This window comes from uncultured Dialister sp. (assembly GCF_937959425.1).
GTDB lineage: Bacteria > Bacillota > Negativicutes > Veillonellales > Dialisteraceae > Dialister.
In genome coordinates this window covers 1-12,640 of record NZ_CALGPS010000128.1, presented here as the reverse complement: position 1 = coordinate 12,640, position 12,640 = coordinate 1, and the positions used below count along the sequence as shown (strand labels likewise).

General features: G+C 53.8%; 10 protein-coding genes. 8 read left to right on the top strand and 2 right to left on the bottom strand.

Annotation, left to right across the window (positions count from 1 at the left end; all coding sequences use genetic code 11):
- Positions 1 to 179: 179 nt before the first annotated feature.
- On the bottom strand, positions 180 to 3,707 hold the full coding sequence (nifJ, locus tag Q0482_RS05765; protein ID WP_299144527.1) for a pyruvate:ferredoxin (flavodoxin) oxidoreductase: 3,528 nt from the start codon (positions 3,705 to 3,707) through the stop codon (positions 180 to 182).
- 372 nt (positions 3,708 to 4,079) lie between these two features.
- Here nifJ and Q0482_RS05760 point away from each other — a divergent pair, with 372 nt between their 5' ends.
- The 6 genes from Q0482_RS05760 (at position 4,080) to Q0482_RS05735 (ending at position 7,807) form a co-directional block, all read left to right on the top strand.
- A complete protein-coding gene (locus tag Q0482_RS05760; protein ID WP_299144525.1) occupies positions 4,080 to 5,003 on the top strand; it encodes a LysR substrate-binding domain-containing protein in 924 nt (307 codons plus the stop codon).
- Positions 5,004 to 5,010: 7 nt separating this feature from the next.
- Positions 5,011 to 5,307, top strand: coding sequence for a hypothetical protein (locus Q0482_RS05755; RefSeq protein ID WP_299144522.1), 297 nt, complete (start codon positions 5,011 to 5,013; stop codon positions 5,305 to 5,307).
- Positions 5,308 to 5,402: 95 nt separating this feature from the next.
- Complete coding sequence (locus Q0482_RS05750) at positions 5,403 to 5,819, top strand: thioesterase family protein (RefSeq protein WP_299144520.1); 417 nt, start codon at positions 5,403 to 5,405, stop codon at positions 5,817 to 5,819.
- On the top strand, positions 5,819 to 6,592 hold the full coding sequence (locus tag Q0482_RS05745; protein WP_299144518.1) for an aspartate/glutamate racemase family protein: 774 nt from the start codon (positions 5,819 to 5,821) through the stop codon (positions 6,590 to 6,592). The genes Q0482_RS05750 and Q0482_RS05745 overlap by 1 nt, the downstream gene beginning before the upstream one ends.
- A 7-nt stretch (positions 6,593 to 6,599) precedes the next feature.
- Positions 6,600 to 7,154 carry a hypothetical protein gene (locus tag Q0482_RS05740; protein WP_299144515.1) on the top strand — a complete coding sequence of 185 codons (555 nt, stop codon included), beginning with the start codon at positions 6,600 to 6,602 and terminating at the stop codon, positions 7,152 to 7,154.
- A complete protein-coding gene (locus Q0482_RS05735) occupies positions 7,154 to 7,807 on the top strand; it encodes a coenzyme F420-0:L-glutamate ligase (RefSeq protein ID WP_299144513.1) in 654 nt (217 codons plus the stop codon). The genes Q0482_RS05740 and Q0482_RS05735 overlap by 1 nt, the downstream gene beginning before the upstream one ends.
- Positions 7,808 to 8,225: 418 nt before the next feature.
- Here the strand turns inward: Q0482_RS05735 and Q0482_RS05730 are convergent, their stop codons facing one another.
- The gene (locus tag Q0482_RS05730; protein ID WP_299144511.1) at positions 8,226 to 9,170 is read right to left on the bottom strand and encodes a D-2-hydroxyacid dehydrogenase; all 945 of its coding nucleotides are present in this window, start codon (positions 9,168 to 9,170) and stop codon (positions 8,226 to 8,228) included.
- Positions 9,171 to 10,144: 974 nt separating this feature from the next.
- On the opposite strand from Q0482_RS05730, the gene Q0482_RS05725 reads away from it, so the two are divergent.
- Complete coding sequence (locus tag Q0482_RS05725) at positions 10,145 to 11,461, top strand: divergent polysaccharide deacetylase family protein (protein WP_299144508.1); 1,317 nt, start codon at positions 10,145 to 10,147, stop codon at positions 11,459 to 11,461.
- Positions 11,462 to 11,631: 170 nt separating this feature from the next.
- Complete coding sequence (locus tag Q0482_RS05720; RefSeq protein WP_299144505.1) at positions 11,632 to 12,357, top strand: SDR family oxidoreductase; 726 nt, start codon at positions 11,632 to 11,634, stop codon at positions 12,355 to 12,357.
- Positions 12,358 to 12,640: the final 283 nt, after the last annotated feature.

Below are 12,640 nucleotides of genomic sequence, written 5' to 3'. Positions count from 1 at the left end.
GGGGCGGAGCAGGCGCGCTAGCCGGAAGGGGTGGGCCGTCAGGCGGTATTATAAACTTCATTGCAGCGAAGCTGCCACCACAACCCTCAGTGCCAAAGGTGCTGTCAAACCTAAGAACCTTCCACTTGAACCCACCAAAAAAGCCATGGCCCGGGGCCATGGCTTTTTCAGCGTGCTGCTTATTTATTTTCAGCTGCTTTTCTTGCTTCGATTTCCATATCGTAGGATTTCTGGATACGGACGTAGTTTTCGCGGCGCTGTTTTGCGTCTCTTTCGGTCTTTTCGAAGAGTTCTTCTGCCTTGTCGGGGAAGAGTTTGGCAAGGGATGCAAAGCGGACTTCGCCCATGAGGTATTCCCGGAAGTTTCCTTTCGGTTCTCTGCTGTCCAGATGGAAGGGGTTCTTGCCCTGTTCCAGGAGGGTGGGGTTGTAGCGCCAGTTGCACCAGTAGCCGCATTCCACGGCTCTCTTTTCTTCTTCAGAGGACTTGCCCATGCCTGCTTTCAGACCGTGATTGATGCAGGGAGCGTAGGCGATGATGAGGGACGGTCCCGGATAGGCTTCTGCTTCGCTGATGGCCTTGAATGCCTGGTTCATGTCGGCGCCCAGGGCGATCTGTGCCACATAGATGTAGCCGTAGGAAACGGCAATCATGCCCAAGTCTTTCTTCTTTGTCTTCTTGCCGGAGGCTGCGAATTTGGCAATGGCAGCGGCCGGAGTGGATTTACTGGACTGTCCGCCGGTATTGGAGTACACTTCCGTATCCAGTACGAGGACGTTCACGTCTTCGCCGGAGGCGAGAACCTGGTCGAGACCGCCGAAGCCGATATCGTAGGCCCAGCCGTCGCCGCCGAAGATCCACTGGGATTTCTTCACGAAGTGGTCTTTGAGGTCAAGGAGTTCTTTGTATTCCGGATGAGCAGCCACTTCTGCAGTGAGGGCTGCTTCCAGTTTATCAGCCCTGTCTCTGGTGCCGTTTCCGATGTCCTTCTTGTCCAGCCATTCTTCGATGGCAGTTTTTACGGTGTCATCGGCAGCAGGAAGTGCTTCCTTCAGTTTGCCGGTGAGGCGGTCGCGGAGCTTGGCTTCGCCAAGGTGCATGCCCAGGCCGTATTCTGCATTGTCTTCAAAGAGGGAGTTGGCCCATGCCGGTCCCTGGCCTTTGGCGTTCTTTGTGTAAGGCATGGAGGGGGAGCTGGCTCCGTAAATGGAGGAGCAGCCGGTGGCATTGGCAATCATCATGCGGTCGCCGAAGAGGCGGGTGACCATGTTGATGTAGGGCGTTTCACCGCAGCCTGCGCAGGCGCCGGAGAATTCAAAGTAGGTGGGTTCGAACTGGGCGCTTCTGAGGTTGCCCTTGCCCAGCGGATTCTTTCTTGCAGGAAGCTTCATGGCGTAGTCCCAGAGTTCCTGTTTCGGCAGCTGGGTTTCAGCAGGCTTCATGACGAGAGCTTTCTTGGGAGCGGGGCAGGTGTTGGCGCAGATGCCGCAGCCGTAGCAGTCTTCCGGATCGATGACGATGCGGAATTTCAGCCCTTTCACGGGGCCTCTGAATTCCTTCACAATAAATCCTTCCGGTGCTTTTTCCGCTTCTTCTTCCGTTACGAGGACAGGGCGGATGGTGGCATGGGGGCATACTACGGAGCACTGGTTGCATTCGATACAGTTTTCCGGAATCCATTCAGGAATATTGATGGCAGCAGCGGGACGTTCGTACTTGGATGTACCCGAGGGGAATGTGCCATCTTCCAGGCCTTTCCAGGTGGAAACAGGGAGGTCGTCCCCTTCCTGGCGGTTCATGACGTCGCAAACGTCTTTGACGAAATCAGGACGGGCCACTCTGGCAATGGAGCCGCCGGTGGTGGCGTGTTCCCATTCTGCCGGTACTTCCACTTCTTCCATGCCTGTCATGCCTGCATCGACAGCGGCATTGTTCATGTCTACCACGTTCTGGCCTTTCCGTCCGTAGGATTTCTCATTGGAATCCTTCAGGTATTTCACCGCATCTTCATCGGGAATGATGTGGGTGAGGTGGAAGAAGGCAGCCTGCATGATCATGTTGATACGGCCGCCAAGACCGATTTTCTTTGCGATTTCAAAGGCATCGATGATGTAGAACTTTGCATGGAGGGCAGCAAGCTTCCGTTTCATGGCAGCCGGCAGTACCCGGTCCAGGTCTTCCTTTCTCCAGGGGGAGTTCAGGAGGAAAATGCCGCCAGGTTTGAAGCCCCTAAGGAGGTCGTATTTATAAATGTAGGACGGACGGTGGCAGGCAATGTAGTCGGCCTTTCGGATGAGGTAGGGCTTTCTAATCGGGTCAGGTCCGAAGCGGAGGTGGGAAATGGTGACACCGCCGGATTTCTTGGAGTCATAGGCAAAGTAGCCCTGGGCGTAGAGGTTTGTATGGTCGCCGATGATTTTGATGGCGCTCTTGTTGGCGCCTACGGTGCCGTCACTGCCGAAGCCCCAGAACTTGCAGGAAACCAGCTTGCTCGGCATTTCCGGTACCGGAACGGGGGCAAGGGAGAGGCCGGTGACGTCGTCGTTGATGGAAAGAGTGAAATTATGGTGCGGTGTTTCTTCCTTCAGGTGTTCATACACAGCCATAATATCTTCCGGAATTACGTCTTTGGAGCCAAGGCCGTAGCGTCCGCCGCATACTTTGATGGAGCGGCCGGAGGAAGCGATGGCGGAAACCACATCCAGGTAGAGCGGTTCGCCGATGGCGCCGGGTTCACGGGTGCGGTCAAGAACGGCAATCTTCTTTACGGTTTCAGGAATCTGGGAGAGGAAATGTTTTACAGAGAATGGACGGTAGAGATGGACGTTAAGAACGCCTACCTTTTCACCGTGGGCGTTCAGCGCATCGGTCACATCCTTGCAGATATCGGTGACAGAACCGATGGCAATGACGATGCGGTCAGCATCGGGAGCGCCGTAGTAGTCGAAGAGGTGGTAGCTTCTGCCGGTGAGCTTGCTGATCTTGTCCATGTAATCCTGTACGATATCAGGCAGGGCATTGTAGAAGGGGTTGGCTGCTTCGCAGTGCTGGAAGTAGACGTCCGGATTTTCAGCCGTGCCGCGAATTACCGGATGGTCCGGGTTGAGAGCCCGGGCGCGGAATTCAGCGAGAGCTTTCTGGTCGATTAAGGGAGCCAGTTCATCATAGTCAAGGACTTCCACCTTCTGGATTTCATGGCTGGTACGGAAGCCGTCGAAGAAATTGATGAAAGGAATCCGGCCTTTAATGGCAGCCAGGTGGGCAATGCCGGCCAGGTCCATGATTTCCTGGGCGTTGGCTTCTGCCAGCATGGCGCATCCGGTGGCCCGGGCGCTCATCACGTCCTGGTGGTCGCCGAAAATGGAAAGGGCATGGTTGGCCAGTGCGCGGGCAGCGATGTGGAACACGCCCGGCAGCAGTTCGCCAGCCACTTTATACATATTTGGAATCATGAGGAGCATCCCCTGGGATGCAGTATAGGTGGTGGTCAGAGCACCGCCCTGGAGGGAGCCGTGAAATGCGCCGGCAGCGCCGCCTTCAGCCTGCATTTCCACGACATGTACTGTGTCGCCGAAAATGTTCTTTTTGCCATGGGCAGCCCATTCGTCCACCGATTCCGCCATAGGGGAGGATGGGGTAATCGGATAAATAGCAGCTACTTCAGTGAATGCGTAGGAAATATACGCAGCAGCTGTATTGCCATCCATTGTTTTTACTTTTCTCACAGAATCAACAACTCCTTTTCCGAAAAGCAGGAGAACTGCCTTTCATTGAAAATACCTGCAGGATAGGGAATAGAGAAAGACCTCTTCTGCCAAAGCACGGGCGGCAGAAATCCGGAAGGATATCCCTTTTTCACTCCTGTCTCTTGCAAGATGCCCGGAAATTATGTACAATAGTTCTATGATAAATACGCATAGATGTCCGGACTTTCTTCTATACAAATCATAAGGTACTGTACATTCAGGCTGCGTCCTGATAGACACGTCTTTATTATAGAATAAAGTCAATCATTGCACAAGGATTCATGACAGAAACCGCCTTTCTGCCAGGAGAAAAGTCCACAGGAGGAAAGAAGAATGGATTATCGTCATTTGAAGTATTTCATGGAAGTAGCACAGCAGAAGAGCTTCAGCAAGGCTGCCAGAAACCTCCACATTTCCCAGTCCGCCATCAGCCGCATGATTAAATCCCTGGAAGAAGAGCTGGGTGTCACCCTTTTCATCCGCAACGCCAAGACCGTGGAAATCACCGCGCCCGGCACCATTTTCTACAATTATGCAAAACGCTGCCTCTTTGTCTTTGAACACTTGAAATCGGACTTTGAAAACGAATTCAACCTGAAGCAGGATACCATCGAAATCGGCCTGCCGCCTATTACCGATGCCCATGTGTTTGCCAAGCTTCTGGGCGAATTCAAGCGCACCTATCCACAGATTGCCATCAAGCTCTACGAACACGGCTCCAAGGTCATTGAGTCCTCCGTTCAGGAAGGCATCATCGACGTAGGCATTATCTGCACCATTCCTAACAAGGACTTCGAATCCTTCTTCCTCTCGGAAGATGAAATGTGCGTAGTCATGCCCAAAGGCTATCCCCTGGAAGAAAACAGGGAAGTGCCAATGAAACTTCTGGCGGACTACCCCCTGGTGCTCTACCGGGACGATTTCAACCTTCACGATGACATCCTGACCAACTGCAAGAAAATCGGCTTCACCCCCAAGGTGGTCTTTGAAACAAGCCAGCGGGAACTCATGCTGCAGACCGTAGCCAGCGGCATGGGCGTGGCCATCCTGCCTTCCCGCCTCTGCCCTGCCAACAGCGAAAGCAGCCGGGTAGTGACCCGGGTGATGACGGAACCGAGAATGACCCATCACCTCTACGCCATCTGGAAGAAGGGCCGTTTCCTCTCCAGAGCAGCCCGCCTGTGGATCGAATTCACCAAGGACCATCTCAACATGCTGAACGATGACAAGAAATTAGACGATGAGATGAGGAAATAAGATTTCCGTGAAAACGTGGAAAGATAAAGTGGACTGGGAGAGAAACAGGCCCCTGTATGTCATTATGGCGGCCCTTCTGGCCATGGTCATCTACCAGCAGTTCCTCATTACGGACCTGCAGGAGCGGATGATGAATATAGAGTCCTCCCGCTATGACGACCAGCTGAATGATATCCGCTGGGAAGCGGAAACGGCCCTCTCCCAAAACGAAGAACAGGATAAGGACATTCTCCAGCTCCAGAAACACTCCGCCAGCCAGAACTGGCGGCTCATGGAAATGGAATGGGATACCTATGGGAAATAGCGGCACTGCCACGGCAGAGCCGCTTTCTTCATGGCATGAAAAGCCCGCCGTTCTGTGGTACAATTAAAAAATATAAAGCCATGGAGGACATTGCTATGTATGTATATAAAAGAAGAGTGAAATTTTACGAAACCGACGGCATGCAGGTGGTGCACCATGCCAACTACCTGCGCTACTTTGAAGAAGCCCGGGTGGAGTATCTCCGGGAAGGGAAACTGGATCTCACGGAGCTCATGGACGAGGGCATCGTATTTCCCATTGTGGAAGTGGAAGTGAAATATCATCAGAGCGCCCGGTATGATGAAGTGCTCCTCATTAAAACCTTCCTTCGCAAGGTAGACCGGGCAAGGCTTGTGTTTGAATACGAAGTGGTTTCCGAGAAATCCGGTGCCCTTCTCACCACCGGCCGCACAGTGAATACCTACACCGACATGAAAACCGGCAGAATCGTGCGGCTTCCGAAGGAGAAGCTCACCGCCCTCATTGATCTTTCCAAAGGGGATAGAGAATAATGGACAACAGACCTATCGGCATTATGGATTCCGGCATCGGGGGCCTTACCGTGGCCCGGGTGCTTCATGAAAGATATCCGAAGGAAAGCATGGTCTTTCTGGGGGACAGCCTGCGCAATCCCTACGGCGAACGAAGCAGGGAGGAAATCGGACGGTTTGCAGAGGAAATCAAATCCTTCCTCCTGTCAAAGAACGTGAAGATGATCCTCATTGCCTGCAACACCATTTCCTTTAATGTGCCCCCTTCCTTCACCGAAGGACCGGTGCCGGTGGTGAAGATGAGCCTTCACATCACCCTGCCGGAGGGTACAAAGAAGGCAGGTATCTTTGCCACCCCCGCTTCCATCAAAACCCATGCCCATAAAAGAACTTTGGAAAAAGGATTTCCGGAAGTGGAATGGATAGAAGTGCCCTGCGAAGGAGTGGCGGCAGCCATTGAACAGGGAAAAGACGAAAATTTCATTTCCGCCCTTGTGCAGAAGGCCGCAAAGGAGTATCATGCATTAGGTATAGATACAGGTTACTGGGCCTGCACCCACTATCCCCTGGTGCCGGATGCCTTTGGGGCGGTCTTCCCGGGGATTCCTTTCATCGACCCTGCCCTTCCCACAGTGGAAACGGGCATGGCCATACTGGAAAAGGAAGGCCGGCTGGCAGAGGAGAAGGGGAAAGATGAATTCTATTTCACCGCCGGTGTGGATCATGCAGCACCGCTGGTTCGGCGCCTCTTCGGACCGGTGCCTGTGGAAAAAATAAAACTTGTAGGAGAGTGAGTAAGAAATGTTGTTATTGCTTAAAATTGCGGCAGTGATCGTCCTCATCATCTGCCTCGGTTTCATTGCCTACTGGGCAGTGGCCGTCATTAAGGGAGACTGCGTGCTTCGCATGCTGAAATCGAAGCGCACACCCCTCCATGTGGAGTCCATGGACAGGAAGCACGTGACCCTTTCCTTCACCATCCCCATCAAAAACGTGGGGAAACAGCTGGGAACCATTATGGATGCCTTCGTCCGCATCTACCTTCCCTTCGAACAGTATGACAAAGCCAGAGTCACCGGCCACCTCACCGATTTCGACGTGCCCCGGGATGACGACTACTGGCAGGCTTTCATCCTGGACCCCGGTAAGGAAAAGAAATTCCTCATCACCCTGGACATCGACGGCAAAGGCCCGAGCATCCTCCAGGACATGGAAACCTTCCCGGAATTCGGCATGGACATCATTTACCAGGTGGTAGCTAGAAGCGACTACTACTACGCCAAGACAAGAATCGTTATTACCAGGGAAGAGCTGCAGAATGCTCTCTATGAATATACTTCGGAGGTGAGAAAATAATGGCAGAACTTGAACTCCTTCCTATCCATACCAGAATTCTCACCCACCATGACAACATTGTGGATGCCATCCTGGAATATGCAGGCGACAAGATTACGGACCACGACATCGTCTGCTCCGCCGAATCGGTGGTAGCCATCACCCAGAACCGCTACGTCCGTCCGGAAGAACTGAACGTATGCTGGCAGGCAAGACTCATGAACCGCTTCGTTCCCTCCGCCGGCTCCATGGCCAGCATCTACGGCATGCAGGCAGCCATGGATGAAGAAGGAAAATGGAATATGCTCTTCTCCTTCGCCCTGGGCGCTGTGGCCAAGATTTTCGGAAAGAACGGCGTCTTCTATGCCCGCTGCCGCCAGGCATCCCTCATCGACGACGTCACCGGCACCATGCCCCCCTTTGACAAGTGCCTCGTATACGGACCCGCAGATACGGACAACGTATGCGAAAAGATAAAAAAAGCCACCGGTGCCTACGGCGCCGTCATTGCCGACGTAAACGACCTGAAGAGAGCCGCCGTTCTGGGCAAAAGCCGGGGCCTGGATCCCAAGCAGATTGCTAAAATCCTTATCGACAACCCCTTCGGCAACGACAACCAGAAAACCCCCATCGTCATCATTAAAAACTTCACCGACGTTATGGAAGGCAAATAAAAAAAGCAGGGCATTAAGCCCTGTTTTTTATTACTTTCATTCATCGGAAAGGGGAGACTGGAGAAGCCGGAAGGGGTCAGCCGCCAAAGGCGGCATATAAAATCATTGCCCGCAGGGCAATCCACAACCCTCGGGCCCAAAGGGCCCGTCAAACCTAAGAACCCTCCGGCCCAAATGGCCGGTTAAACTTAAGAACCTTTTTCCCGCCCCTTTCTACACAACCTGCGCCGACAGGCGCGCCCCCTTTTATACTGCGGCAATCCACAACCCTCAGCCGCGAAGCGGCTGTCAAACCTGAGAACCTTCCGGCCCTGCGGGCCGGTCAAACTTAAGAACCCTTCTACACAACCCTTCTACACAACCTTTTGCCCGAAGGGCAAAGCCCCTTCGGCCCGTAGGGCCGTCCACATCCCCTCTCTCAATACCCCTTCTTCTTATCGATTTCATTCAGCAGCTTCTCCCCATGACTGAAAGCGATGAAATTCGTTTCCAGAAGATAGGTGAGCTTATTCCAGAAATCCGGTACCATGGAGGCAATATGAGGGGTCATGATTACATTTTTCATATCCCAGAAGGGGTGATCTGCCGGAAGGGGCTCTTTGGAGAACACATCCATGCAGGCGCCTGCAATCATTCCCTCCTGAAGGGCCTTTACCAGAGCCGGTTCATCCACCACGGAAGCCCGGGCGATGTTGATAAAGAGGGCCGATTTCTTCATGGCCTTAAACTTGCTTTCATCAAAGAAATTTTCCGTTTCCTTCGTGGAAGGGAGGGCCGCAATCACAATGTCCGCTTTAGGCAGCACAGCCATGATTTCCTCCTGGGTATACACATGATCCGCAAAGAGCTCATGGGACAGGTGCTTCTTCACCGCCAGGATATGGGTCTCAAAGACCTTGGCCCGCTGGGCGATAGCCCTTCCGATGCCGCCGAAGCCTACAATCAGGATGGTCTTTCCGAAGAGGGACTCCCCATGGGGACGGGACCACTCATGGGCACTCTGGCTGCGAACCGCATCAGGAATGCGGCGGAACCAGGACAGCAGAAGAGCCATGGTGTGCTCCGATACAGCCCGGTCATGGACACCGTGGGAATTGGTGAGAATAATGGGCCTTTCCATCATGCTGGGAGTGAGGAGCTTTTCCACCCCGTCGGAAAGAGAATGAACCCACCGTACATGGGGCGCCGCCTGCAGGAGGGGCTCCACATCCTGAAAGCCCCAGAGCGCAATGGCATCGGCGTCAGCCACATGGGGCAGCGCCTCCTTCGGCGACCGGTAAGCCTCCACCACCGAACCGGGCACAGCCTTTTTCAATGCATTGATTTTTTCATCGGATAATTTGTTAATCACTACCAGTTTCATGGAAATCAACCTCTTTCATTGAAATCACCGCAAACCTGTTTTCCTCTATTATATCATCACATGGAAATAGGGGAGAACTGGGCCATCATGCACATAAGCGTTTGATTGTCATGGGGCACTGATGACAAAAGGTAATCCCGTAACGCCACTTGCCCACCCCTGTTCAAGGGGGCGAGCGCAGCGAGCCGGAAAGGGTCAGCTGGAGGCGGTTATATATAAAGAAGCGCCTTTCATTTTTAAGGCGCCTTCATTTTTTGTCCCGCCGCCTGCACCGGCTTCCCCCTTCCACCACTTCGTGGTCCCCCCACCCCCTTGTGGGGGTGGGCAAGTTTTAAGGTATCGCCGTTCCTGTTCCCTGTAAGCAGTGAACAGCAAGTTTTTGGAGGAAAAGGGGACCGTGCCACTACGCCCCTTGCCCACCCCTATTTAAGGGGTGGGTGGCGAGAGCCTATATACTTTCTTGCGCCCCCTGCTTGTCAGGTGGCAAGGGAACTGGATTCGCAGGGAGTCGATAGACGACTGAGAATCCAGTGACACGCTTCCCACCGGGGCGGGAGAGGGCCACGCAGTGGCGAGGGGGGATTGCCAAAGGCACACTGCCGGAGGCGGCAAGTCGACATGAAACTCCATACAGTCATTCCACCGCCGAAGGCGGTATTTTAAAATTCATTGCCCGCAGGGCAATCCACAACCCTCAGCCGCGAAGCGGTTGTCAAACTTAAGAACCCTTGCGCCCGCAGGACGCATCAATCTTCAGAACCTTCTGAACTCGAGCCTCACCGCTGCCTATCGCTTATGACCGAAAAGCCTTCTGCCTCAATGCCATCTGATGTCTGACCGTCTGACCGTCTGACGTCTCCAGTCTGCTTGTCTCTATGCCCTCAAACCTCAAATCTCTCCCAGCGCCCTCCATATGGTATAATATAGAAAATAAATTCGATAGTCATTACAGGACTGTCAGCGAGGAGAGAACTATGGCAGGAAAAAGACGGGTACGGCGGACAAGGACGGCAAAGAAGGGCGGGCATCCATTTCTGGTGCTCCTTTTCTTTGTGGCATTGATCATGGGCTCCGCCTACATGACGGACCGCATGACAAATGCCCCCGATTCCACGGTGGCGGAAAATGTGACCACCATCGGCCACCTTTTTAACGATAAGGAAATGAAGGGGCTGGTGCCGAAGGAGGATCAGGGCACGCCGGAAAGCGTAAAGGAAAAAATCAAGGCTGCCATGGATAAGGTAGTCACAGTACAGGTGAAGGCAGACGATGAGGAACCGGCCAAAGACAGTGAAGCGGCTAAAACATCCTCTGCGCCTTTCACCGGTGCAAAGGAAGAAAAGAAATCGTCCTTCAGCCTGCCTTCCATTGTGGCAAAAGTGACAGGGAAGGAAGAACCGAAGGAAAAGATCGTGGCAGCTTCTTCGGCTCCCGGGAAGGAGAACGCTTCCCGTTCGGCCGCCTCTTCTGTATCTTCCGTATCAGGAGGCTCTTCTGCTGCCGTTTCATCTGCTGCCAAAAAGCCATCGGGCAGTGGAAACAGCGTGAAGAAGGAAACATCTTCTGCGAAGCCGGATGCGGCTCCTGTTAAAACGGCACCGGCACCGAAGCCCAATACCCCCTCTGCCGTGAAGGGAAGACTGGCAGTGGTGATCGACGACGCAGGAAGAGACCTGGAGTCCCAGCATGTGTATGAATCCCTGGGCATTCCCCTTACCCTGGCAGTCATGCCGAACCAGGTCCACACCCGGGACGCCGCCCTTTCCTGGCATGCCCATGGCATGCCGGTGATTCTCCACCAGCCTATGGAGTCCGTATCCGGCATCGGTATGGAACCCAAAGTCATCCTCACATCCATGAGCGATGAAGCCGTCAGGAGCCTTCTGAAAGACTCCCTCTCCCAGGTACCGGAAGCAGTGGGCATTAATAATCACCAGGGCTCCAAAGCCACCATTGACCGCCGCACCATGGACGTGGTGATGAATGAGCTCCATCACCGCCACCTCTTCTTCTTCGACAGCCGCACCAACTCCACCACCGCCGCCGACGCAGCGGCTGCAGCCTACGGCGTTCCCTATGTAAGAAACGACCTCTTCGTGGACAACGAAGCCGACGTGGCCGCCATTTCCGCCATGATACGGGAAGCGGCAAAGCGGGCGCAGAAATACGGCACCTACGTCATTATAGGCCACTGCCGACCCAAAACAGCGGAAGCCTTCCGCCAGATGGTGCCCCAGCTTGAAAAAGAGGGAATCCAGTTCGTTTATGTTTCGTCTCTGGGGAAGCGCTGATTCAATCATTGTCTGCTTTCATTCTGGAATTTTTTGTGCAATGCAAGGAATGGGATGACGAGAATAGCGAGCTATTTAAGGAATCCCATGACGAAGCAGTGCATAAAAATTCTTATGAAAGCAGACTCTATGAATGAATCAGTGGTTCCCCGGCCAAATAAGGAGGAGCTATGATACAGACAGTTCTTATTTCCGGCGGTACCTCGGGCATCGGCCTTGCCACTGCCAAAATCCTTGCCAAAGAAAGCATCCGCCCCGTTCTTCTGGGAAGAAACGAAGAACGAGGGAAATCGGCGGAAGGTGCAGTGCCCGGCAGCATGTACGTGCCCTGTGACGTCACAGTAACCGAAGACTGCCAAAGGGCAGTGAAGACCGCCTCCTCCCTTGGAAAACTCACCGGCCTCGTCCTTTCCGCCGGCATTTACGAAGAAAAACTGCTGGAAAATACCACCGACGAAGAAATAGAAAAATATTTCGCAGTGAACGTATTCGGTGCCATGAAACTGGCCAGAGAATCTATCCCCGCCATGAGAGGTGGGGCCGGCAGCATCGCAGCCGTCGCCTCCGACGCCGCCCTCCAGGGCAACGTACAGTGCAGCCTCTACGGCGCCACCAAGGGCGCCCTCGTCTCCTTCATCCGCTCCCTGGCCCTGGAACTGGCAGTAGAAGGCATCCGGGCCAACGTGGTATGCCCCGGCGACATTGACACACCCCTTCTGGATAAACAGATCAAAGACTACGGAGGCAGCCGCAAAGAAATGGGGGACTGGTACCCCCTGATGCGCATCGGCAGGCCGGAAGAAGTAGGCGAACTCATCGCCTTCCTCCTCTCCCCTAAAGCCTCCTTCATCACCGGCGCCGTCATCCCCGTAGACGGCGGACTTACAGACTGGTGAAATATACCAAAAGAGCCTTCCCGCAGACTGACATTACTGAAAATGCCGGTCTGCAGGAAGGCTTTTTTATATTCCAGTTATTTCAAGAAGAGGGACATGCCTCATGTGAGGAAACGGATAGCGCGTAACGTCAGGCTCCTTCCACTGGAAGGAGCTCCCCGATAGGGGTGAGGATAGGCCCGAAGTCTGATAGTCTCTATATCCTCTGACACTAAAGCTATTCCAGTAACGCCCTTGCCCACCCCTAGAAGGGGTGGGTGGCGAGCGCAGCGAGCCGGAAGGG